We start from the raw sequence: 24,084 nt of genomic DNA, 5'->3' as shown, positions 1-24,084 counted from the left end.
CTTACCCTTTCTGTTTAGCCTGTTTGCCGTTCGGGCTGAAGAAGCCCTCCAGCACCACCAGTGCGGCACCAATACAGATGCCGCAGTCAGCGATATTAAATGTAGCGAAGTGCCAGTTACCGACATAAAAATCGATAAAGTCGACCACAAAGCCATGATATGAGCGATCGAACAGGTTGCCGACCGCGCCGCCGATAATCAGGGCATACGCGATGTTGGCGATCTTCTGGCTGGCCCGGTTGCGATACATCATTACCAGCAGCGAGATCACAATCGCCAGCGCGATACCGGCAAAGAACCAGCGCTGCCAGCCACCTTTATCCGCCAGGAAACTGAACGCCGCGCCATAGTTATGGGCGTAGAACAGGTTCAGAAACGGGATCAGCGGCTGCGTTTCATGCAGCATCATGTTGTTCATCACCCACTGCTTACTGGCGAAGTCGACAACAATTACCACCAGCACCAGCCACAGCCAGCGCAATCCGGTTGAAAGAATAGGTTTACGCATCAGGCAAATTCACGCTGTTCGCCTTCACCGGCTACGTTAGTGTAACAACGACCACAGACCGCAGCGTGCTCCGGGTTCTGTCCGACATCGGTAGTGTAATGCCAGCAGCGCTGACATTTCTCGCCTTCCGCCTTGTGCAGCGCGATTTTCAGACCTTTCAGCAGCTCGCTCTGCTGCGCTTCGTCATTCGCCAGCGCGTAATCCGTCACCTGCGCGCCCGAGGTCAGCAGCACAAAGCGTAGCTCATTACCCAGCGCCTGGAGTTTAGCCGCCAGTTCAGGATCGGCGTAGAGCGTCACCGTGGCTTCCAGCGCGCCACCGATACGTTTATCCGCGCGCGCCTGCTCAATCACCTTGTTGACTTCGCCACGCACTTTCAGCAGCTCGGCCCAGTAGGCGTCATTCAGCGCTTCATCTTCAGCCAGGCCAAACAGTCCCTGATACCACTCTTCAGTAAAGACATACTGCGCGCGTTCACCTGGCAGGTAGCCCCAGATCTCATCCGCGGTAAAGGACATGATCGGCGCCATCCAGCGCACCAGCGCTTCAACGATATGCCACAGCGCGGTCTGGCAGCTGCGACGCGCCAGGCTATCCCCTTTGGCGGTGTACTGGCGATCCTTGATGATGTCGAGATAGAAGCTGCCCATCTCAATCGAGCAGAACTGCATCAGACGCTGGATCACTTCGTGGAAATCGTAGTTTTCATAGGAGGCGACAATATCCGCCTGCGCCGCCTGCGCACGGCCCACAGCCCAGCGATCCACCACCACCATCTCTTCCGGTTTCACCAGATCGGTGGCCGGATTGAAGCCGCTGAGGTTAGCCAGCAGGAAACGGGCGGTGTTACGGATACGGCGATAGGCATCGGCGGAACGCTTGAGGATCTCATCCGAGACCGCCATTTCGCCGGAGTAGTCGGTTGAAGCCACCCACAGGCGCAGAATATCGGCACCCAGCTTGTTCATCACATCCTGCGGCGACACGGTGTTGCCGATCGATTTCGACATTTTGCGGCCCTGACCATCGACGGTGAAACCGTGCGTCAGTACCTGACGATAAGGCGCTTTGCCCTTCATCGCCGTCGAGATCATCAGCGAGGACATAAACCAGCCGCGATGCTGATCGGAGCCTTCCAGGTAAAGGTCAGGCGCATGGCCGCCAAACTCCGGGCGCGCGTCTACGACAGAGTAGCTGGTTGAGCCGGAGTCGAACCAGACATCCAGCGTATCCGGCACTTTAACGTAGTGATCGGCGTCGTCGCCCATCAGCTCGCGCGGGTCGAGATCCCACCACGCCTGAATACCCTCCTGCTCCACGCGCTGCGCCACTTTTTCCATCAGCGCCAGCGTATCCGGGTGCAGCTCTTCGCTCTCTTTATGCACGAACAGCGCCATTGGCACGCCCCAGGTACGCTGACGTGAGATACACCAGTCGGGACGGTTTGCCACCATGGACTCAATACGCGCCTGGCCCCAGTCCGGGATCCACTGCACGCCTTTGATCTCCTGCAACGACTGGGCACGCAGACCTTTCTGATCCATGCTGATGAACCACTGCGGTGTGGCACGGAAGATGATCGGCGTTTTATGACGCCAGCAGTGCGGGTAGCTGTGCAGCAGTTTCTCAACGTGCAGCAGCGCGCCCTTCTCTTTCAGCAGCTCAACGATCATGTCGTTGGCTTTAAAGACGTTAACTCCATCCAGCGTCGGATAAGTGCCTGGCAGATAAGCACCATCCGGTCCCACCGGATTGGCGGTTTCGATGCCATATTTCTGGCCGATCACATAGTCATCCGGGCCGTGGCCAGGCGCGGTGTGCACCGCACCGGTACCCGCGTCCAGCGTGACGTGATCGCCCAGCACCACCAGCGACTCAATCGCCAGGAACGGATGCTGGAATTTTTGCAGCTCCAGCGCCGCGCCTTTGCATTCGCCCAGCACCTGCCATTCGCTGACACCGGCGCGCTTCATCACGCTTTCCACCAGCTCTTTCGCCAGGATCAGGGCACGGCCCTCGATCTGGATCAGCTGATACTCAAATTCAGGATGCAGGGAGATAGCGCGGTTAGCTGGCAGTGTCCACGGCGTGGTAGTCCAGATCACCAGTGAAATCGGGCCGTTCACCTGCGTCACGCCAAACGCCTGACGCACCGCGTCGGCATCAATGGCGTTGAACATCACATCAATTGACGGGGAGGTTTTGTCGTAATATTCGACTTCCGCTTCCGCCAGGGCAGAGCGGCAATCCAGGCACCAGTGCACCGGCTTCGCGCCTTTATGCAGGTGGCCGTTGCCGATGATTTTGCCCAGCGCACGAATGATGTTGGCTTCAGTGCCGAAGTCCATGGTCAGGTAAGGACGATCCCAGTCGCCCAGCACGCCCAGACGGATAAAGTCCGCCTTCTGGCCTTCAACCTGTTCAGCGGCGTATTTACGGCACGCTTCGCGGAACTCAGCGGGGGTGACTTTCTCACCTGGCTTGCCGATCATCTGCTCAACTTTGTGTTCGATAGGCAGACCGTGGCAATCCCAGCCCGGCACATACGGCGCGTCATAACCCGCCATGCCTTTCGACTTGACGATAATGTCTTTCAGAATCTTGTTAACTGAGTGACCAATATGAATGCTGCCGTTCGCATAGGGAGGGCCATCATGCAGGATAAAGGTTTTTTTCCCTTTTTTGGCTTCACGGATAACGCGGTACAGATTGTCGGCATACCAGCGTTGCAACATTCCCGGTTCGCGTTTGGCCAGATCGCCACGCATCGGGAATCCCGTTTCCGGCAAATTCAGGGTAGATTTATAGTCACTCATCAGATTCTCGATTCCGTTTTTCGCTCAGGGTAATTGCAGCCCGAAGAACTGCCGGGCCGTTACCACATCATTCGCAATTTGTTCTTTCAACGCCTCCAGTGAGGCAAAGCGCTGCTCGTTTCGTATTTTCTGTTTCAGCACCACATCAATGTGACGACCATAGAGATCCATATTGATGTCGAGCAGGTGAACTTCAAGCTGCTGGCGTAAACCTTTTACCGTCGGGCGGGTGCCGATATTGGCGACACCTGGTAGCGGCGTGGACGTCAGACCATGTACTTCCACCGCATAGACCCCTTTCACCGGCGAAACGCTGCGGCGTAGAGGAAGGTTGGCGGTCGGAAAACCCAGAGTACGGCCCAGCGCATCACCGTGCACCACGCGACCGGAAATAGTGAAAGGGTGACCTAACAGCGACTGCGCCAGCGCTAAATCATCGGCGGCCAGCGCCTGACGAACGGCGGTGCTGCTGATTCGCTTACCGCCGTCACAGAAGGTTTCCGTGCTGACGACCTCGAAGCCATACTCCGCACCGGCTTTCTCTAATAACAGGAAATCGCCCTGGCGACCAGCGCCGAAGCGGAAATCATCGCCCACCGCGAGATACTTCACATCCAGTTTTTCGACCAGCAACTCGCTGATAAAACGCTGCGCGGAGAGCGCCGCGAAGCGACAGTCGAACCGGACGCAGAGCACTTTATCGACACCCGCTTTTTCCAGGTAACGCAGTTTATCACGCAGTCGCGTCAGACGAGCCGGGGCTTTATCACCGGCAAACAGCTCCAGCGGTTGCGGCTCAAAAACCATCACCACTACCGGTAACTGGCGCTTACGCCCCTCTTCACACAGCCGGGCCATCAGCGCCTGATGCCCCCGGTGCACACCATCAAAATTACCAATGGTCAGAACGCAGCCGCGATGCTGCTCGTTAAGATTATGAATGCCGCGGATAAACTTCATGGCTGACCCAAACCGGTGGAAATCGGCGGATTATACCCTTGAAACTGGCTGAGGTTAACCCGTCAGCACGCCTTTCATGCTTAACAAGCCGCATTTACTGGTGCAGAGGCGTCGGTTGAGAATTTTGTCGCGAAATACTGTATTCAGGGAGGCGAAGCTGGTAGAATCTTGCGCCATCAAATACGTAACCGAGTGCTGCTCATAGAGCGACGCTTATTTGCACAAATCCATTGACAAAATCAGGTTAGAAGGGCATAGTCCTCGGCCTTTGATTTGTCTCTATAGAACACATTTGGGAGTTGGACCTTGGCTAATATCAAATCAGCTAAGAAACGCGCCGTAACATCTGAGAAACGCCGTAAGCATAACGCTAGCCGCCGCTCTATGATGCGTACCTTCGTTAAGAAAGTATACGCGGCGATCGCTTCAGGCGACAAAGCTGCTGCGCAGAACGCATTCAATGAAATGCAACCAATCGTGGATCGTCAGGCTGCTAAAGGTCTGATCCACAAAAACAAAGCTGCACGTTATAAAGCAAACCTGACTGCACAGATCAACAAACTGGCTTAATCGCCCGTTGTTCATCGCTTTGTTGAAAGAACCGGCGCTTACGCCGGTTTTTTTTCGTCTGCGATATGGCGGGGAAACAGACCGCTGAAATCGGCGTGGCAGATACGCTGAACCGCCGGATGCTGAATCATCCGTTCCGCAAAGATAATATGATACTCCTCTAACACCGCGTCGAGCCGGCCAATCTCAGCGATGGCATCCCGCTGCCAGAGATCCTGCCGGTCAAGGGCCGGGGCGACAAAGATCGCATGATGCTGCGCACCAAAGGCTTTCATTAACGCCGCGTCGTCAAACTCGCCGAGAATATTTACCTGCAAGCCCTGGCTGCTGATCCAGTTGAGGATTTTACGTCCCAGCATTGAGCGGCGCCCCGGGATCAGCAGCTGCCGTGTCTCCAGACAGGCTGGAAAAGGGAATTCCGGCAGCGGTTGGGTTGACCAGAAGCTGACCGGACACTCGCCCAGCTTGACGGAAAACAGCCCCTCCTGCTGAGTCGAATCGATGGAGCAGTCAGAGATAATCATATCCAGCTTGTGCTGGCTGAGCTGCTCCAGCAGCATTTCGTGAGTCGACTCAAAACAGCGCAGATGGATCTTCTCCTCCGCCACCACCGCCGTCTCCAGCACTTTGCTGACCAGCTGCTTAGAGAGCGCGTCTGCTACCCCCACATCCAGCAGCAGATTGGCCTCTTTGCGGTAGTTCACAATATCCAGCATCTCCTGGCCCAGCATAAACATCCGGTCGGCGTAGCGGAAAACCAGCTGCCCCAGTTCGGTCGGCACCACGCCCCGCCCCTGCCGCCGCAACAACTTGCCCTGCAAACGCTCCTCCAGCGCTTTAATCTGCCCGGTAATGGTCTGCGGCGTCAGATACAACGCCTCCGCCGCGCCCGCCACCGAGCCGCTTTTACAGACCTGCCAGAAGTAGTAGAGATGGTTGAAGTTGAGCTGATTCATCGAAAAAAAGGAGGCTTTCGCCTCCTCTCCATTAACGCAGTTTAATCCGCAACAGGGTGTAGCCGATAACGGCTGACAGCAGAGAACCGGTCAGAATCCCCAGTTTGGAGAAGGTCACCAGCTGTTCATGGGCGGCGTCAAAGGCCAGCGAACTGATAAATATCGACATGGTGAAGCCGATACCACACAGCACGCCAATCGCCATAATATCTCGCAGGGTGGTGCCATGCGGCAGCACAGCCAGCCGCAGCTTGACCGCCAGCCAGCAGAACAGCGTGATCCCGACGGGCTTACCAATTAACAGGCCGAGGATGATGCCGGTAGGTTCAGGCGAAAGGATGTCACCCAGGGTGATGCCCGCGAGCGAGATACCGGCGTTAGCGAATGCGAACAGCGGCAGAATCAGCCAGTTCACCCACGGCATTAAACCGTGCGCCAGATGTTCAGCGGGCGAGTGCCCCTCTTTCTTTTCCAGCGGCACAAAGAAACCGACAATCACACCCGCCAGGGTGGCATGTACGCCCGACTTCAGCACCGCGGTCCACAGCACAATCCCGACCAGCATATAGATGGCGATATTCCGCACATTGCAGCGGTTCAGAATCGCCAGTACCACAATCGCCCCGGCGGCGACGCAGAGCGACAGCACCGACAGATCGCTGGTGTAAAACAGCGCGATAATAACGATCGCGCCGAGGTCATCGATAATCGCCAGCGCCATCAGAAATACTTTCAGCGCGGTCGGCACGCGGCTGCCGAGCAGGGCCAGCACCCCCAGCGCAAAGGCAATATCGGTGGCGGTGGGGATCGCCCAGCCGTTACGCGCAATCTCATTGTCGTGGTTAAAAAACAGGAAGATCAGGGCCGGTATCGCCATGCCGCCCAGCGCAGCGATAACCGGGAAGATGGCGCGATCGCGACTGGCCAGCTCGCCGACCATCAGTTCACGCTTCACTTCCAGGCCGATTAACAGGAAAAACAGCGCCATCAGTGCATCATTGATCCACAGCAGCAGGTTTTTACTGATATCCAGCGCACCAAAGCGGATCTGTACCGGTTCATTCAGCAACGCCTGATAGCCCTGGGCAGTGGCGGCGTTGTTAGCGAGGATCATGGCAGCGACCGCCGCCAGGATTAATACGACGCCATTGCTGGCGTCACTCTCAATAAAGCTTTTAAGCAGGTTTTTGAGTTTGCGCGGCTTGTTCAACGTTCTTCTTCCTAAACAGAGACAGAATGTTAAACAGTGTAACCGCGGATATACTTCGTTAAAAGTAGCTTATTCCGCGCTATCTGTTCGGTTTAACCGAGCATTAATGAAAAAGGTGAGCAGGAAATGGCGGCCTGGCATCCGGCTGAAAAGCCCAGGCCCGCAGCAGGGAGGCCAAAAAAAACGGAGCACGCGGCTCCGTTTTTCATCAGCTGACTTAGCGGGTCAGATCGTCAAAGAACTTTTTTACACCGTCAAAGAAGCTCTTGGAACGCGGGCTGTTATGCTCACCGCTCGGACCGCCAAAGCTCTCTTCCAGCTCACGCAGCAGCGCTTTCTGTTTCTCATTGAGGCTGACAGGCGTCTCCACCACCACACGGCAGAGTAAATCACCCACCGCGCCGCCGCGCACCGATTTCACACCGCGTCCACGCATACGGAACAGCTTGCCGGTCTGCGTCTCAGACGGCACTTTCAGCTTCACGCGACCATCCAGCGTCGGCACTTCAATCTCACCGCCCAGCGCCGCCATTGCAAAGTTGATCGGCACTTCACAGTAGAGGTTGTTCTCTTCACGCTCGAAGATCGGGTGTTTCTTCACCGACACCTGAACATAGAGATCGCCCGCCGGTGCGCCCTGCTCGCCCGCTTCACCTTCACCGCTCAGACGAATACGATCGCCGGTATCGACCCCTGCCGGGATTTTTACTGACAGCGTTTTCGACTTCTCAACCCGGCCATGACCATGACAGGCGTTGCACGGATCTTTAATCACCGAGCCGCGACCATGACAGGTCGGACAGGGTTGCTGCACGGTGAAGAAGCCCTGGCGCATCTGCACCTGACCGGCACCGTGACAGGTAGAACAGGTTTGTGGCTGGGTGCCCGCTTTCGCGCCGCTGCCGTGGCAGACGTCACACTCTTCCAGCGTCGGAATGCGGATCTCTTTGGTCACGCCGCGTACCGCTTCTTCCAGCGACAGCTCCATGTTGTAGCGTAAATCGGCGCCACGGGAGGCGCGCTGACGGCGTCCACCACCAAAGATGTCACCGAATACGTCGCCAAAGATATCGCTGAAGTCTGCACCGCCGCCACCAAAGCCGCCGCCGCCGAATCCACCACCGCCCATGCCGCCCTGTTCAAAGGCTGCATGACCATATTGATCGTAGGCCGCACGCTTCTGCGCATCGGTCAGAATTTCGTAGGCTTCCTTGGCCTCTTTGAATTTGGCTTCGGCCTCTTTATCCCCGGGGTTACGGTCTGGGTGAAATTTCATTGCCAGGCGTTTATAAGCCTTTTTGATTTCACGCTCGTCCGCGGATTTGGCGACGCCTAAAATCTCGTAGTAATCACTCTTCGCCATATTTATTTAGCCCTTAACATGATCGCACGGGCGTGGAGAGATCTCCTACGCCCGTGCTGGTTTCAACGGCTGTCAGGCCAGCCGTCGCGCCCGGTCAGGGGCAATTATTTCTTGTTGTCTTTCACTTCTTCGAATTCAGCGTCGACAACGTCGTCATCTTTCTTCGCTGACGCATCACCGGCATCCGCTGCACCCGCCTGAGACTGCTGTGCCGCTTCCATCAGCTTGCCGGAGACTTCCATCAGCGCCTGCATTTTGGCGTCGATTTCCGCTTTATCTTCGCCTTTCAGCGCAGTTTCCAGCGCGGCCAGTGCGGCTTCGATTGGCGCTTTGTCATCAGCGGAGAGTTTGTCACCCGCTTCTTCCAGCTGCTTGCGCGTGCTGTGGGCAATCTGATCGCCCTGGTTGCGCGTCTGTACCAGCTCTTCGAACTTGCGGTCAGACTCTGCGTTCGCTTCCGCGTCGCGCACCATTTTTTCGATCTCTTCATCGTTCAGACCAGAAGAGGCTTTGATGGTGATTTTCTGCTCTTTACCGCTGTTCTTATCTTTCGCTGACACGTGCAGGATACCATCCGCATCGATGTCGAAGGTGACTTCGATCTGCGGCATACCGCGCGGCGCAGCCTGGATACCGTCGAGGTTGAACTGGCCCAGTGATTTGTTATCCCCTGCGCGTTTACGCTCACCCTGCAACACGTGAATGGTCACGGCTGACTGGTTATCTTCCGCAGTCGAGAAGACCTGGCTGTGCTTGGTTGGGATGGTGGTGTTCTTGCTGATCAGCGAAGTCATCACGCCACCCATGGTTTCGATACCCAGTGACAGCGGAGTCACGTCCAGCAGCAGCACGTCTTTCACGTCGCCACCCAGTACGCCCCCCTGAACCGCCGCACCCACTGCTACCGCTTCGTCCGGGTTCACATCTTTACGTGGCTCTTTACCAAAGAACTCGGTCACTTTGGCCTGAACCAGTGGCATACGAGTCTGACCACCCACCAGGATAACGTCGTTAATGTCTGATACCGACAGACCCGCATCCTGTAACGCCACTTTCAGTGGTGCGATTGAACGGGCAACCAGATCTTCAACCAGTGACTCCAGTTTCGCACGGGTCACTTTGATGTTCAGGTGCTTAGGACCGGTCGCGTCTGCCGTGATGTATGGCAGGTTAACGTCGGTCTGCTGCGCAGAAGAGAGTTCGATTTTCGCTTTCTCTGCCGCTTCTTTCAGACGCTGCATCGCCAGCGGATCGTTGTGCAGATCGATGCCCTGGTCTTTCTTGAATTCAGCAACCAGATAGTTAATCAGGCGGCTATCGAAGTCTTCACCACCCAGGTGGGTGTCACCGTTGGTCGCCAGTACTTCAAAGGTTTTTTCGCCGTCAACTTCGTCGATCTCAATGATTGAGATGTCGAAAGTACCGCCACCCAGGTCATAAACCGCGATGGTGCGGTTGCCCTGGCCTTTGTCCAGACCATAAGCCAGCGCCGCAGCGGTCGGTTCGTTGATGATACGCTTCACTTCCAGACCGGCGATGCGGCCTGCATCTTTGGTCGCCTGACGCTGTGCATCGTTAAAGTAAGCAGGTACGGTAATTACCGCTTCAGTCACCGGCTCACCAAGATAATCTTCGGCGGTCTTTTTCATTTTTTTCAGCACTTCAGCAGAGATCTGCGGAGGCGCCATTTTCTGACCTTTCACTTCCAGCCAGGCGTCGCCATTGTCAGCGCTGGTGATTTTGTATGGCATGATTTTAATATCACGCTGCACTTCTTCATCCTGGAAGCGGCGACCGATCAGACGCTTAATCGCAAACAGGGTGTTCTGCGGGTTGGTCACTGCCTGACGTTTAGCCGGTTGACCGACCAGCGTTTCGCCATCCTGCGTGTAAGCAATAATTGAAGGCGTGGTGCGATCGCCCTCGGCATTTTCCAGCACACGTGCTTTAGTGCCATCCATGATCGCAACACAAGAGTTGGTTGTACCCAGGTCAATACCAATAATCTTACCCATCTAAACATCTCCCACTTAAATTCGTTACCAGTTTGGGTTGTGAACCTTTTATGTGGGCGAGTTGTTTGCATTCAACCTGCCAGCACACGCTTTTTTTTCAACGTTCACAACGCTCGATGAGAAGTAAATGGGGACCGCTTCGATGCGCATCAAGGGTTAAATTAAAAAAAATTTTTCCACATTGGCCCGGTCGGGATCAAAGACCGGCAGCATGACGCTGAATATGATGCGGCGCTCTCTTTGCCTCCCGGATTGAAACGGGGGCCTTTTTCTCATTAACGACGACTTTTACCGCCGAGGAACTATGGCAAATTCTACGCTGGCTAACCCCGCCCCATTGGGATTAATGGGGTTTGGCATGACAACTATTTTGCTGAATCTGTACAACACAGGCTTATTCGCGATGGACGTGACCATTTTAGCGATGGGCATTTTTTATGGCGGCATCGCGCAGCTGCTGGCTGGCCTGCTTGAGTTCAAAAAGGGGAATACCTTCGGGCTGACCGCCTTTACCTCGTACGGCATGTTCTGGCTGAGCTTTGTGGCGATCCTGCTGCTGCCGGAAACGGGTCTGGCGAAGGCCAGCGACCCGCGCTTTCTCGGTGCCTGGCTGGCCCTGTGGGGAATTTTCACGCTGTTCATGTTTGTCGGGACGCTGAAGGGCGCACGGATGTTGCAGTTTGTCTTTGCCTCACTGACGCTGCTGTTTGCGCTGCTGGCGGTGGCACACCTTTGCGCTCTGCCGACGCTGGTGCCAGTCGCCGGCTGGGTGGGCATAATCTGCGGTGCCAGCGCCTGTTATCTGGCGATGGGTGAAGTGCTGAACGAAACCTTTGGTCGCACCATTCTGCCGATTGGCGCAAAAGCGATCTGATCTGAGTCAAACGCGGAGCCCGCCTCCGCGTTCTATCCCTGCGCCTGTTTCACTTCTTTACGCTCTTCAGGGGCATGGCTGATGTCACGTCGCAGCCAGATCCCCGTCACCAGCCCGACCAGCGCCAGCGCCATCACATACCAGCAGGGAGCCATCTTTGAGATCGGCATCAGCAGGGAGACAAAGACAGGCGTCAGCCCACCGAAGATCGCATAGGAAAGATTGTAGGAAAAAGAGAGCCCGGTGAAACGCACTTCGGCAGGAAAGGCGCGCACCATCACGAACGGCACCGTGCCCACAACGCCGACGCTGAGACCGGCCAGCCCATAGAGCAGAAACAGCTGCTGCGGATAGAGGGCGGTCAGATGATAAAACTGCCAGCTACAGAGCGCCAGCAGCAGGCTACCGACACACAGCGTCCGGCTGGCACCAAAGCGATCGGCGGCCAGCCCGGCAACGATGCAGCCCAGGCAGAGCATGACGGTCGCGATGCTGTTGGCCTGCAACGTCAGCGCTGGCGCAAAGCCTTGCTGCTTTTGCAGCCAGACCGGCGACATCAGGATCACCACCACAATGCAGGCCGAGAGCAGCCAGGTCAGCAGCATGGAGATCACCACCGACTTTTTATGATCGGCCAGCACGGTTTTCAGCGGCAGCGTCTGCGCCAGCGCCTTTCGCTGTTGCATCTCAACAAACACCGGCGTTTCATGCAGCCAGCGACGCAGAACCATCGCGCCAAGCCCAAACAGGCCACCGAGGAAAAAGGGAATACGCCAGCCGCCATCATGAATCGCCTGCTGCGACATCGAGCTATTGATCAGCGTCGCCACCAGCGAACCCAGCAGAATGCCGACGGTCAACCCGGCCGTCAGCGTGCCGCAGGCGATGCCAATCCGTTTATAGGGCACATGCTCAGCGACAAACACCCAGGCGCCTGGCACTTCACCGCCAATCGCCGCCCCCTGCAACATGCGCAGCAGCAACATCAGCAGCGGCGCGGCAAGGCCAATCGTCTGCCAGGTGGGCAGCGCGCCCATCATTAAGGTCGGCAGCGCCATCAGCAGAATACTCAGGCTGAACATCTTCTTGCGCCCCAGCTTATCGCCAAAGTGCGCCATGATAATGCCGCCCAGCGGACGGGCCAGATAGCCTGCGGCAAAAATGGCGAAGGTCTGCAACTGACGCAGCCATTCCGGGATGTCAGCGGGGAAAAAGAGTTCGCCGATTACCGCGGCAAAAAAGACAAAGATGATGAAGTCGTAGAATTCCAGCGCGCCGCCCAGCGCGGCCAGCGCCAGGGTTTTGTAATCCTTACCGGTCAGACGCTGCGTAGGAGTCAGGTTCATAATAGTCCAGAGGCAAAAGAGACAAAGTTGTAAAGCTGGGCTTACTATACCGTCAATCTTTTGCCACACCAGCAAGGCTGTAGCTTATGCCTGAAATGGGGAATATTCAGTTATTTATCTCACGTATCGCGCTTTTAGGCCGAAATGCTGCTACCACCGCCGGATGCGTTTCGACGTATGGCCCTTCCAGCAGCTGTAAACAATAAGGTACAGAGGCGAAGATGCCGTGGACTATCACTTTGCCCTGCTCATCTTTCAGCCCTTCCAGCGTCTCTTTAATCGACTTCGGCTGACCCGGCAGATTGAGGATCAGCGACTGTTTGCGGATCACCCCCACCTGGCGCGATAGAATCGCTGTCGGCACAAATTGCAGGCTGATCTGGCGCATCTGCTCACCAAACCCTGGCATCTCGCGGTCGGCGACCGCTAAGGTCGCATCGGGCGTAACGTCGCGTCGCGCCGGACCGGTGCCGCCGGTGGTTAACACCAGATGGCAAAAGCGTTCATCGACCAGTTCACAAATCGCCTGCTCGATCATCGGCTGTTCGTCGGGCACCAGCCGGGACTCAATTTCAAACGGACTGCTGATGGCGCTGCTGAGCCAGCTCTCCAGCGCGGGAATACCCTGATCCTGATAGATGCCGTTCGCGGCGCGGTCAGATACCGAGATCAGGCCAATGCGTAATGTGTTCATGATGAGCTTCGCTGTGGTTTACCGCGGTGCGGTAGCGTCAAAAGGGGAATAGCAGAAAGGATAATATAAAGTGAAAGTGTGGCAAAAGGGAAAACCGTGACGGCCTGCGCCGCCACGGTAAGCGATTACAGCAGTTCTGCCAGCATCTTCTCAAGTTTGCCCTGATCGACGGCAAAATTGCGGATACCTTCCGCCAGCTTGGCCACCGCCATCGGATCCTGGTTGTGCTGCCACAGGAACTCAGACTCGGTCATACGGGCCGGACGCGCTTTCACTTCACCGCTGTAGCTCAGTTTACGCTCCAGGCTGCCTTCGCTCTCTGCCAGCTCTTTCAGCAGCGCAGGCGAAATGGTCAGGCGGTCGCAGCCCGCCAGCTCGATGATTTCGCCGGTGTTACGGAAGCTGGCGCCCATCACCACGGTTTCATAGCCGTGCTGCTTGTAGTAGTTGTAGATTTCAGAGACAGAAATCACGCCCGGATCTTCATGCGCGGCATACTCTTTTTTGTCGGTATTGGCTTTGTACCAGTCGAGGATACGGCCAACAAACGGCGAAATCAGATAGACGCCCGCTTCGGCACAGGCACGCGCCTGCGCAAAGGAGAACAGCAGCGTCAGGTTACAGTTGATACCCTCTTTTTCCAGCTGCTCCGCCGCACGGATGCCCTGCCAGGTTGAAGCCAGTTTGATCAGGATGCGGTCGTTGCTGATACCGGCGTCGTTGTAGAGTTTGATCAGGCTACGGGCTTTAGCGATGCTGCCTTCGGTGTCATAAGAGAGACGGGCATCCACTTCAGTCGAGATACGACCTGGGATCAGCTTAAGAATTTCCAGACCAATGTTCACAGCCAGCTTGTCAGAAACCAGCTGTAACTGCTCTTCTTTGTTGCTGCTCTGCTCACGCGCCCAGCCGATCGCTTCATCGATCAGTTTGCGGTATTCAGGGATTTGTGCGGCGTTGAGGATCAGAGAAGGGTTGGTGGTGGCATCCTGCGGCTGATAGAGCTTCATGGCCGCAATATCACCGGTGTCAGCGACCACGGTAGTGAGCTGACGCAGGGAGGTAAGTTTGTCCGTCATGTTCTTTTCTCTTAGTTAACTGTCAGGGTGAAAAAAGGCTGTTGCGATAATATCACGCGCCAACGGTGGCGCAAGGTCAGGGAATGCCGTTTACCATAGCGGCAACAAATCGGTGTGATTCGTCATTCTTTGCGGCTTTTTTGTTACACTGCCAGGCCAGATAAGCAGCCAACGCCCTGTAAAACCAGGTATTAACCGAGGAAGCAACTATGTTGATGGTGATCTCGCCCGCCAAGACGCTGGATTATGAAAGCCCGCTGGCGACAACCCGTTTCACTCAGCCTGCGCTGTTAGAAAAATCACAACAGCTGATTGAGATTGCGCGTGAACTGTCGCCCGCCAGCCTCGCCTCGTTAATGAGCATCAGTGACAAACTGGCGCACCTGAATGCTGAGCGGTTTAACAGCTGGCAGCCTGACTTTTCACCGCACAACTCCCGTCAGGCGATCCTGGCGTTTAAAGGCGATGTCTACACCGGTTTGCAGGCAGAGACCTTCAGCGAGGGCGATTTTGATTTTGCTCAGCAGCATCTGCGCATGCTCTCCGGGCTGTATGGCGTGCTGCGCCCGCTCGATTTGATGCAGCCCTACCGGCTGGAGATGGGCATTCGTCTGGCGAACCCAGCGGGCAACGATCTCTACAGCTTCTGGGGCGATGTGATCACCGACACCCTGAATGCGGCGCTGGCGCAACAGGGCGATGAGGTGCTGATTAACCTCGCCTCAGATGAATATTTCAAAGCGGTCAGGCCGAAGAAATTACAGGCGCGGCTGATTAAGCCGGTGTTTCTTGATGAGAAGAACGGCAGCTACAAAGTGATTAGCTTCTATGCCAAAAAGGCGCGTGGGTTGATGAGTCGCTACATCATTCAGCAGCAGCTGACAGAGCCGGAGCAGCTGAAAGCGTTTGATTGCGATGGCTATCGCTTTGACGCCGCCAGCAGCAGCGAGAATGAACTGGTCTACAGGCGCGCAGCGCAGTAAGCGCCACGCGCACTGAACCGGCTTCCCGCCGTCGGGAAGCCAGTACCCCACTACTTCAGCAGAAACGCCCGCAGCTGAGCGAAGTCAGCCGGCATCAGGTGCGACAGCAGCGGCAGGTCAGCGCGCTCCGCTAACTCTGGTGGCAGCGTCAGCGTCTGCTTCAGGATCGCTTCCACGCTTTCGCGGAATTTCGCCGGATGCGCGGTGCCGAGGAACAGACCATACTCCCCCTCCTGCAACTGATCGCGCAGCAGACGCCAGGCGATCGCCGCATGTGGCTCAGAAATATAACCAATCTCCGCCAGCTCACGCATCGCCGCGCGCGTGGTTTCATCAGAAACCGCCCCATAGGCGAGATCGGTTAAGCGCCAGGTTTTACGGCGGAACAGCTCTTCCACCCGCGGCCAGTTGTTAGGCTGGCTCACATCCATCGCGTTCGACAGCGTAGAGACGGTGAGATTTGGCTGCCACTCGCCGTTGCCGAGAAAGCGCGGCACCGTGTCGTTGGCGTTGGTGGCGGCGATAAAGCGTTTGATCGGCAGGCCGAGGGATTTCGCCAGCAGACCGGCGGTTAAATCACCGAAGTTCCCGCTGGGAACCGACACCACCAGCTGATTGCGTTTTTCCTGTGGCAGCTGCGCCACCGCTTCAAAGTAGTAACAGATCTGCGCCAGCAGACGGCTGATATTGATGGAGTTGGCCGAGTTCAGGCCGATGGTGCGCTTCAGCTCCTCATCATCAAACGCCTGCTTCACCAGCGACTGACAGGCATCAAAATCGCCGTCGATCGCGATGGTTTCGATGTTGCCGCCCAGGGTACAGAAGAGTTTCTCCTGCAACGGGCTGATTTTGCCCTGCGGGTAGAGGATCACCACGCGCACGTTCTTCATGCCGTAGAAAGCGTGGGCCACAGCCGCACCGGTATCGCCCGAGGTGGCGGTCAGGATGGTGATCTGCTCATCGGAACCGGAGACGTAAGAGAGCATCTGCGCCATAAAACGGCCGCCGAAATCTTTGAACGCCAGCGTCGGGCCGTGGAACAGCTCCAGACAGGCCACATCTTCGCTGACGGCTTTCACCGGAGCCGGAAAAGCAAACGCGGCTTTCACCCGCTCATGCAGCTGCTGGGCCGGGATCTCGTCGCCAATGTAAGCCGAGAGAATTTTGCTGCTGCGGCTGACAAAATCCATCTCCAGCATCGCGTCGATGTCGGTCAGTTCAAACTCCGGCAGTTCCAGCGGAAAGAAGAGACCCTGCTGCGACCCCAGACCCTGTTTCACCGCCTGGGCGAAGCTGACCTGCTCGTTGTGATCCTTAAGATTATAGAGTTTCATGCGTTATCCCAGTTGTCGTGCGCCAGCCGTGTCGAGACGGCAGATATGGACGAAGCCTTCATCATTTTGCAGATAGTGCTGGCTCAGCCAGTCAGCCATCCGCTGTGCCGTTTCCATCTGGTTGCAAACGGCGAAAAGTGTCGGACCGGAGCCAGAGATACCACAGGCCAGTGCGCCGGTATCTTTAGCCGCCTGCCGCGCCTCCGCGAAGCCTGGCAGCAGCCGGGTGCGGTAGGGTTCGGCAATCACATCCTGCATCAGTTTAGCGGCCAGCAGCGGCTGACGGGTATGACAGGCGTGAACAAAGCCGGCCAGCAGGCGGCCATGCTTGATGCAATCCTCTTTGCGGTACTGCGCCGGTAAAATGGCGCGGGCTTCCGCGGTCGAGACTTTGATGCCCGGATAGGCCATCACCCACAGCCAGTCGTCAAAGCCCGGCACCGCCTGACTGATAATGTCGTTCTCCTCCAGCATCAGCTGAATCCCGCCGAGGAAGCAGGGAGCCACGTTATCATAATGCACGCTGCCGGAGATCCGCCCTTCCAGCTCGCCCATCAGCGTCAGTAAGGCGCTGTCGCTGAGCGGCTTGCCGCAGAACTCGTTCATCGCCATTAAACCAGCCACCACCGAGCAGGCGCTGGAACCGAGGCCGGAGCCGATCGGCATGTTCTTCTCCAGCGTCATCGCCACCGGGATCTCTTTACCAACCGCTTCGCAGAACCGCTGCCAGCACTGATAGACGATGTTGTCCTGCGGATTAGCGGGCAGCTTACTGACGAAACGTCCGGCGTTGGTCAGTGAAAAACGATCGGCCGCTTCCACCGAGACGCAGTCACCCAGCAATGAACCATCCACCGGCGACACCGCCGCGCCCAGCACATCGAAGCCGACGCTGACGTTACCAATTGAGGCCGGTGCGTAAATTTTTACCATTATTAAACTCCCAACTTCCATGACAGCGTGCGCAGCAGGTCGGCAAACACACCGGCCGCCGTCACATCATTTCCTGCACCGTATCCGCGCAGCACCAGCGGAATCGGCTGATAGTAGCGGCTGTAAAACGCCAGCGCGTTCTCGCCGTTTTTCACTTTATAGAGCGGATCGTTGCTGTCTACGGCGTCGATCTTCACTTTGCAGAGACCGCCCTCTTCAATCACGCCGACGTAGCGCAACACTTTATCTTCATCACGCGCCTGCGCCACCCGGGCGGCAAAGGCGTTATCCAGCTCCGGCAGACGTTGCATAAACTGCTCTACATCCTGGATGCCGGTCAGGCTGGCGGGCAGCAGCGGCTCAATCTCAATATCACTCAGCTCCAGCTGATAACCCGCTTCACGCGCCAGAATCAGCAGCTTACGCGCCACATCGGTGCCGGCGAGGTCGTCACGCGGATCGGGCTCGGTAAAGCCCATTTCGCGTGCCATCTTCGTCGCCTGTGACAGCGACATCCCTTCATCCAGCTTGCCGAAGATAAACGACAGCGATCCCGACAGGATGCCGGAGAAGCGCAGCAGTTCATCCCCTGCGCTCATCAGGTTTTGCAGGTTTTCGATCACCGGCAGTCCGGCGCCGACGTTGGTATCATAAAGGAATTTGCGCCGCGATTTAGCGGCGGCGGCCCGCATCTGCTGATAGTAATTCCAGGGGGATGTGTTGGCCTTTTTATTCGGCGTCACCACGTGGAAGCCTTCGCTGAGGAAATCCGCATACTGGTCGGCCACCGCCTGGCTCGAAGTACAATCGACAATCACCGGATTCAGCAGATGATACTCTTTCACCAGTCGGGTCAGCCGTCCCAGGTTAAACGGCTCTTTGGCTTCGCTGAGTTCAGACTGCCAGTTGCTGAGATCGATGCCGTGCACATGGGTTAACAGCGCCCGTGAGTTGGCGATACCACAGACCCGCAGATCAATATGCTTCTTCTTAAGCCACGCCTGCTGACGGTGTAACTGATCCAGCAGCGCGCCGCCGACGCCGCCGACGCCGACCACAAACACTTCAATCACCTGATCGGTGGCGAACAGCATCTGATGCACCACGCGCACGCCGGTGATCACCTCGTCGTTGTTCACCACCACCGAGATCGAACGCTCAGAGGAGCCCTGGGCAATCGCCACAATATTGATATTGGCGCGCGCCAGCGCCGAGAAGAATTTGGCTGAGATGCCGCGCAGCGTGCGCATGCCATCGCCCACCACCGAGATCACCGCGAGGTTTTCAATGATGTCCAGCGGGTCGAGCAGGCCATCTTTCAGCTCCAGATAGAACTCCTCTTCCAGCACCTGACGCGCCCGCGCCAGCTCGCTCTGCGGCACGCAGAAGCTGATGCTGTATTCAGAAGAGGACTGGGTGATCAGCACCACAGAGATGCCGGTGCGTGACATCGCCGCAAAGACTCTGGCCGCCATCCCCACCATCCCTTTCATGCCGGGACCGGAGACGTTGACCATCGCCATATTATTCAGGTTGGTGATGCCTTTCACCGGGCTCTCATCCGGCTCACTTTCGGCCCCAATCAGGGTGCCGGGTGCCTGCGGATTGGCGGTGTTTTTGATCAGGCACGGGATCTGGAACTGGGCAATGGGCGCGATGGTGCGGGGATGCAGCACTTTCGCGCCAAAATAGGAGAGTTCCATCGCCTCCTGATAGGACATTGACTTCAGCAGACGCGCATCCGGTACCTGGCGCGGGTCACAGGTATAGACGCCATCGACGTCGGTCCAGATTTCACAGCAGTCGGCGCGCAGACAGGCGGCCAGCACCGCCGCCGAGTAGTCGGAGCCATTACGTCCCAGCACCACCAGCTCACCGCGTTCGTTACCGGCGGTGAAGCCGGCCATCAGGATCATATTCTGCGGCGGGATCTGACTGGCTTCAATGCGGCGGGTTGATTCAGCAATATCCACGGTCGATTCGAGGTAGTGGCCCACCGCCAGCAATTTTTCCACCGGGTCGATCACGCTTACCTCATGGCCGCGCGCCTGCAACAGCGCTTCCATGATCGCAATGGAGAGTTTCTCACCGCGGCAGATAATCGCCGCGTTGACGCTGTCCGGGCACTGTCCCAGCAGGCTGATGCCGTGCAGCACCTGTTTCAGCTGGGCAAACTCCAGCGCCACGCGGGTGGTCAGCCGGTCATACTCAAAGCCTGGCTGCGCTTCCGCCAGTCCGTGCAGCAGTTCGCTGAAGATGCGTTCGGCGTCGCTGATATTCGGCAAAGCATCCTGACCACTGATGGTTTTTTCGATCATCGCCACCAGATGGTTAGTGATCTTTGCTGGCGCAGAGAGCACGGTTGCAACCTGTCCTTGTTGCGCATTACTTTCCAGAATATCGGCGACGCGAAGAAACCGTTCCGCATTCGCCACCGAGGTCCCGCCGAATTTCAGCACTCGCATAATATCAACTCTCCTGAATTTAAGCCGAAAAAAAAGCCCGCACTGTTTAGGTGCGGGCTTATTTCTGTTTTTCCTGTATGCGTCAGCCCGCACCGTTACCTGTGGTAATGGTGGTGGTAATAATTGTGGTGTTCAGGCTGATTTTACGCATTGAGATTTATTTTCTGTCTGTTTTTGTCTGTCCGTCTGGCTCTCAGAAGTAAAGCAAAGCGCACATTAAGTCAACCCGATTTGTCCGGTGGACAGATTTTCACCACTGCGCACAGCCACCGGGGAACAGGCAAAAGGGTGTTCGATCGTTTGCGATGCGGAAACTCTCTGCGATCTGTTGCTGGAAAATCAGATTTTTGCCGAGGATTTATCTGCGAGTTTTTTTTCAATATCGTGCAGCAGACGATGCAGCATCGCACTGTCGCGCTGCTCCAGCAGACCGACCCGCTGATCGATCCAGTCTGCCAGCTTCTCATCATCACTGACTTCAAGCTGCGCCAGCAGCTGGTGGAAACGCTGACGCAGCGCCTGCAACTGTTGCCCATCGGCAGCAGAGGCGACCGGCGCCTCAACCTGATTCAGCGCCGACAGCTGATAGCAGTAAACCATCACCGCCTGACCGAGATTCAGCGAAGGATAGTCATTCGCCATCGGAATGCCGGTCAGCAGGTCGACCTGCTCCAGCTCCTCATTGGTCAATCCGCTATCCTCGCGGCCAAACACCAGCGCCATGCTGTTGACCCACTGACGCTTCTCCCGCAGCTGTGTTTCAACCTGCTGCGGCGTGGCGTAGTAGCGAAACTTCGCCCGGCTGCGCGCGGTGGTCGCCACGGAAAAGTCGATGTCCGCCAGCGCCTCAGCCAGAGTGTCAAAGGTCTGGAGGTTATCGAGGATCTCACCCGCGCCATGCGCCACCCGGCGCGCAGCCGGATCGCGCCAGGCGTCGCTGGCGACGATCCGCAGCTGGCTGAACCCCATGGTTTTCATGGCGCGGGCCGCCGCGCCGATATTTTCTGGCCGTGCTGGCGAGACAAGAATCAGGGGAAAAAGCATATTTAGTCCATTGAGCTATTTATATAACGCCATATTAACACGCCTGTTAATGATTCATTGGCAACATGGCAATAAGAAAACAGCATGTTATTGATGTTAAAACCCGTGAAAAGCGGTAGCCGGAATCTTTTTATCACCGAAGCGAGCCTTATTAAAGAAAATATTATAAAACCATTTATTTTCAATAAGATAAAATGTAATTTCGTGCTGATTTTACTTTGCCCGATCGCGGCAGAATTTGTAACTAAAATGATGCTTTTTGTGAGCTAAGCAGGCAATCTGCGAGAAGTTTTTCACAAAAGTGTTAACGTGCTACAATTGCACTTGATGTAAGTCAACGAAGCGTTGTTTTTATGCTTATCGGTTGTAGTTGGTGCTGTTAGGTTGCTGTTAATGCAGTTAGGATATGCGCCATAATCATTCTCGCCTGGGGCATGCAATTTTCATCCTGACTGGCTGAGCTAAACCTGTTGTTGACACTGATAGTTCGCTTATCAAAATATGATTTTGTACAACGGTTCAGCGCGGTCCGCCGCTCTCGATGATGGAGAATGCCACACCGCTGTACGCCCTGTTTTCAATTTGTTGGCAAATTTTAGGTAGCTAAACATGCAGACCCCGCACATTCTTATCGTTGAAGATGAACTGGTCACGCGAAATACCCTCAAAAGCATTTTTGAGGCGGAAGGTTATGTGGTGTATGAGGCGACTGATGGTGCTGAAATGCATCAGGTGCTGACTGACAACGACGTTAACCTGGTCATCATGGACATCAACCTGCCAGGTAAAAATGGCCTGTTGCTGGCCCGTGAACTGCGCGAGCAGGCCAATGTCGCACTGATGTTCCTGACCGGCCGTGACAACGAAGTCGATAAAATTCTTGGTCTGGAAATTGGCGCTGACGACTACATCACCAAACCTTTTAATCCGCGTGAGCTGACCATTCGTGCCCGCAACCTGCTGTCGCGCACCATGAATCTGGCGATGCCAGGTGAAGAGCGTCGTCAGGTTGAGAGCTACAAGTTCAACGGCTGGGAGCTGGATATTAACAGCCGCTCGCTGATCAACCCGAACGGTGAGCACTATAAACTGCCCCGCAGTGAGTTCCGCGCCATGCTGCACTTCTGCGAAAATCCGGGCAAGATCCAGACCCGCGCCGATCTGCTGAAAAAGATGACCGGCCGTGACCTGAAACCGCACGACCGTACCGTCGACGTGACCATCCGCCGCATTCGTAAACATTTCGAATCCACGCCGGACACGCCAGAGATCATCGCCACCATCCATGGTGAAGGCTATCGCTTCTGCGGCGACCTACAGGACTGACCTGGCAGCAGAGACTTCCGGCCAGTAAAAAAAAACGCCCCGAGGGGCGTTTTTTTATGGTTAATGCCACGGCATAATCGGCACCGCGCTCAGCGCGTTTTTCGGCGAGCCGTCGACCACCTTATCGGAGTAGGTCAGATAGACCAGGGCGTTGCGCTTTTGGTCGAAGAAGCGTACAACCTGGAGCTTCTTGAAGATCAACGACGTGCGCTGGCGGAAAACCACTTCGCCCTGCGCTTTGCCCTGCGCAATTTTCTCGCTCAGCTCGACCGGACCAATCTGCTGACAGGAAATGGCCGCATCAGAGGTATCTTCTGCCAGGCCCAGCCCACCTTTAATACCACCGGTTTTTGCCCGGCTGATATAACAGGTTACATTTTTAACGTCGGGGTCGTCGAACGCCTCAACCACAATCTTGTGGTCGGGTCCGAATATCTTGAACACCGTATCCACCGAGCCTATCTGCTCCGCAAGCAGCGGTGTGGAGAAGGTCAGTGTGGTCAGCGCGGCGATCATAAGGCGGGATATTGTCATGGAGTTACCATTGCAAATTGAATAGATGAGAATGTAATGTACTGTTAATCGATATAATGACCAAACCAAAAACGGGATTAAACCCGCCCAGATTTAGCACAATCTTCCCAGGAAAGCTGCCCACGTATTTTGAGCAATCAGTGCTAATATCCTTCGAATGCGTTTAGCTGCGCCACCAGAGTATGAGGATGTTTTATGGACCAAGCCGGTATCATTCGCGATTTGCTTGTCTGGCTGGAGAGCCATCTGGATCAACCGCTTTCACTGGACCACGTTGCCCTGAAAGCGGGTTACTCCAAGTGGCATCTGCAAAGGATGTTTAAGGACGTAACCGGACATGCGATCGGCGCCTATATTCGTGCGCGGCGTCTGTCGAAAGCCGCAGTGGCGCTGCGCCTGACCAGCCGCCCGATTCTGGATATTGCCCTGCAATATCGTTTTGATTCACAGCAGACGTTTACCCGCGCGTTTAAAAAGCAGTTTGCTCAGACGCCAGCCTGGTATCGTCGCGCCTCCGACTGGAACTCCTTCGGCATTCGTCCGCCGATTCGCCTTGACGATGAGACGCAACCGGAACCCGCTTTCGTCACGTTACCGGAAACGGTACTGGTCGGTCAGACTCAGAACTACACCTGTATTCTGGAGCAGATTTCCAGTTATCGCGACGAAATGCGCATCCATTTCTGGAAACAGTTTCTGCTGGAGACCGACACGGTGCCACCGGTGCTCTACGGTCTGCATCAGGTGCGCGCCAGCCAGGATAAAGATGATGAGCAGGAGATCCTCTACACCACCGCCGTCCCGGCGGACAGCGCGATGAACCTGCACTCCGGCCAGCGTGTGATTCTGGAGGCGGGCGACTATGTGCAGTTCACCTACACCGGGCCGCGCGTCAATCTCCAGGAGTTTATTCTGCTGCTCTATGGCACCTGTATGCCAACGCTGGGCCTCACCCGCCGTCAGGGACAGGATATTGAACGTTTCTACACCCATGGTGGCAAAAAGCGCAGCGAGCCACCGACCGATATTCGTTGCGAATATCTGATCCCGATTCGCCGCCAGACCCCAGCCTGA

The 24,084-nt window shown here is 56.1% G+C and carries 21 protein-coding genes and 1 other annotated feature; of the genes, 5 read left to right on the top strand and 16 right to left on the bottom strand.

The window, feature by feature from the left end; genetic code table 11:
• Window position 1: 1 nt before the first annotated feature.
• From lspA to ribF, 3 genes are read right to left on the bottom strand one after another with little or no spacing between them, the layout of a single operon-like run.
• Window positions 2-508, bottom strand: a complete 507-nt coding sequence (gene lspA, locus ACCW71_RS11365) for a signal peptidase II (protein WP_436371376.1) — start codon at window positions 506-508, stop codon at window positions 2-4.
• Window positions 508-3,324, bottom strand: a complete 2,817-nt coding sequence (ileS, locus tag ACCW71_RS11360) for an isoleucine--tRNA ligase (RefSeq protein ID WP_436371374.1) — start codon at window positions 3,322-3,324, stop codon at window positions 508-510. Before ileS ends, lspA begins: the two co-directional genes overlap by 1 nt.
• Window positions 3,325-3,348: 24 nt before the next feature.
• The gene (gene ribF / locus ACCW71_RS11355; RefSeq protein WP_436371372.1) at window positions 3,349-4,284 is read right to left on the bottom strand and encodes a bifunctional riboflavin kinase/FAD synthetase; all 936 of its coding nucleotides are present in this window, start codon (window positions 4,282-4,284) and stop codon (window positions 3,349-3,351) included.
• Between the two features lie 306 nt (window positions 4,285-4,590).
• Between ribF and rpsT the strand changes: the two genes are divergently transcribed.
• Complete coding sequence (gene rpsT, locus ACCW71_RS11350) at window positions 4,591-4,854, top strand: 30S ribosomal protein S20 (protein ID WP_006117633.1); 264 nt, start codon at window positions 4,591-4,593, stop codon at window positions 4,852-4,854.
• Window positions 4,855-4,892: 38 nt separating this feature from the next.
• Here the strand turns inward: rpsT and nhaR are convergent, their stop codons facing one another.
• The 4 genes from nhaR to dnaK form a co-directional block, all read right to left on the bottom strand.
• A complete protein-coding gene (gene nhaR / locus ACCW71_RS11345; RefSeq protein ID WP_436371370.1) occupies window positions 4,893-5,810 on the bottom strand; it encodes a transcriptional activator NhaR in 918 nt (305 codons plus the stop codon).
• 31 nt (window positions 5,811-5,841) lie between these two features.
• Window positions 5,842-7,020 (bottom strand): Na+/H+ antiporter NhaA, encoded by a 1,179-nt coding sequence (gene nhaA / locus ACCW71_RS11340; protein ID WP_436371368.1) that lies wholly within the window; start codon window positions 7,018-7,020, stop codon window positions 5,842-5,844.
• A 217-nt stretch (window positions 7,021-7,237) separates the two neighbouring features.
• Window positions 7,238-8,383, bottom strand: a complete 1,146-nt coding sequence (dnaJ, locus tag ACCW71_RS11335) for a molecular chaperone DnaJ (RefSeq protein WP_436371366.1) — start codon at window positions 8,381-8,383, stop codon at window positions 7,238-7,240.
• A 104-nt stretch (window positions 8,384-8,487) separates the two neighbouring features.
• Entirely contained in the window at window positions 8,488-10,398 is a 1,911-nt protein-coding gene (gene dnaK, locus ACCW71_RS11330) for a molecular chaperone DnaK (RefSeq protein ID WP_436371364.1), read from the bottom strand.
• A gap of 304 nt (window positions 10,399-10,702) precedes the next feature.
• On the opposite strand from dnaK, the gene satP reads away from it, so the two are divergent.
• Window positions 10,703-11,272 carry an acetate uptake transporter gene (satP, locus tag ACCW71_RS11325; RefSeq protein ID WP_436371362.1) on the top strand — a complete coding sequence of 190 codons (570 nt, stop codon included), beginning with the start codon at window positions 10,703-10,705 and terminating at the stop codon, window positions 11,270-11,272.
• 32 nt (window positions 11,273-11,304) lie between these two features.
• On the opposite strand, the gene ACCW71_RS11320 is transcribed toward satP, so the two are convergent.
• The 3 genes from ACCW71_RS11320 to tal all read right to left on the bottom strand — a co-directional run bounded on the left by ACCW71_RS11320 (window position 11,305) and on the right by tal (window position 14,391).
• Window positions 11,305-12,618 carry an MFS transporter gene (locus tag ACCW71_RS11320; protein WP_436371360.1) on the bottom strand — a complete coding sequence of 438 codons (1,314 nt, stop codon included), beginning with the start codon at window positions 12,616-12,618 and terminating at the stop codon, window positions 11,305-11,307.
• A gap of 106 nt (window positions 12,619-12,724) precedes the next feature.
• Window positions 12,725-13,312: a molybdopterin adenylyltransferase gene (gene mog, locus ACCW71_RS11315; RefSeq protein ID WP_436371358.1), complete on the bottom strand. Its 588-nt coding sequence runs from the start codon at window positions 13,310-13,312 to the stop codon at window positions 12,725-12,727.
• A 125-nt stretch (window positions 13,313-13,437) separates the two neighbouring features.
• Window positions 13,438-14,391, bottom strand: coding sequence for a transaldolase (gene tal, locus ACCW71_RS11310; RefSeq protein WP_436371357.1), 954 nt, complete (start codon window positions 14,389-14,391; stop codon window positions 13,438-13,440).
• A 209-nt stretch (window positions 14,392-14,600) separates the two neighbouring features.
• Between tal and yaaA the strand changes: the two genes are divergently transcribed.
• Entirely contained in the window at window positions 14,601-15,374 is a 774-nt protein-coding gene (gene yaaA, locus ACCW71_RS11305; RefSeq protein ID WP_436371355.1) for a peroxide stress protein YaaA, read from the top strand.
• 50 nt (window positions 15,375-15,424) lie between these two features.
• On the opposite strand, the gene thrC is transcribed toward yaaA, so the two are convergent.
• From thrC to ACCW71_RS11280, 5 genes are all read right to left on the bottom strand, one after another.
• Entirely contained in the window at window positions 15,425-16,708 is a 1,284-nt protein-coding gene (gene thrC, locus ACCW71_RS11300) for a threonine synthase (protein ID WP_436371353.1), read from the bottom strand.
• A 3-nt stretch (window positions 16,709-16,711) separates the two neighbouring features.
• Complete coding sequence (gene thrB / locus ACCW71_RS11295; RefSeq protein WP_436371351.1) at window positions 16,712-17,641, bottom strand: homoserine kinase; 930 nt, start codon at window positions 17,639-17,641, stop codon at window positions 16,712-16,714.
• 2 nt (window positions 17,642-17,643) lie between these two features.
• The gene (gene thrA, locus ACCW71_RS11290; RefSeq protein ID WP_436371349.1) at window positions 17,644-20,106 is read right to left on the bottom strand and encodes a bifunctional aspartate kinase/homoserine dehydrogenase I; all 2,463 of its coding nucleotides are present in this window, start codon (window positions 20,104-20,106) and stop codon (window positions 17,644-17,646) included.
• Between the two features lie 26 nt (window positions 20,107-20,132).
• Window positions 20,133-20,250 (bottom strand) — a sequence feature (Thr leader region).
• A complete protein-coding gene (gene thrL, locus ACCW71_RS11285) occupies window positions 20,189-20,257 on the bottom strand; it encodes a thr operon leader peptide (protein WP_071591720.1) in 69 nt (22 codons plus the stop codon). (Overlaps the previous feature by 62 nt.)
• Before the next feature lie 188 nt (window positions 20,258-20,445).
• Window positions 20,446-21,150 (bottom strand): tRNA/rRNA methyltransferase, encoded by a 705-nt coding sequence (locus ACCW71_RS11280; RefSeq protein WP_436371347.1) that lies wholly within the window; start codon window positions 21,148-21,150, stop codon window positions 20,446-20,448.
• A 609-nt stretch (window positions 21,151-21,759) separates the two neighbouring features.
• On the opposite strand from ACCW71_RS11280, the gene arcA reads away from it, so the two are divergent.
• Window positions 21,760-22,476 carry a two-component system response regulator ArcA gene (arcA, locus tag ACCW71_RS11275; RefSeq protein ID WP_010253677.1) on the top strand — a complete coding sequence of 239 codons (717 nt, stop codon included), beginning with the start codon at window positions 21,760-21,762 and terminating at the stop codon, window positions 22,474-22,476.
• A 60-nt stretch (window positions 22,477-22,536) separates the two neighbouring features.
• Here the strand turns inward: arcA and creA are convergent, their stop codons facing one another.
• Window positions 22,537-23,010: a protein CreA gene (creA, locus tag ACCW71_RS11270; protein WP_436371344.1), complete on the bottom strand. Its 474-nt coding sequence runs from the start codon at window positions 23,008-23,010 to the stop codon at window positions 22,537-22,539.
• 195 nt (window positions 23,011-23,205) lie between these two features.
• Between creA and robA the strand changes: the two genes are divergently transcribed.
• Window positions 23,206-24,084, top strand: a complete 879-nt coding sequence (gene robA, locus ACCW71_RS11265; protein ID WP_436371342.1) for an MDR efflux pump AcrAB transcriptional activator RobA — start codon at window positions 23,206-23,208, stop codon at window positions 24,082-24,084.

This window comes from Pantoea sp. C2G6 (assembly GCF_051336815.1).
In the GTDB taxonomy this organism is placed as follows: Bacteria; Pseudomonadota; Gammaproteobacteria; order Enterobacterales; family Enterobacteriaceae; genus Pantoea.
This window is presented reverse-complemented; position numbering and strand designations above follow the sequence as displayed.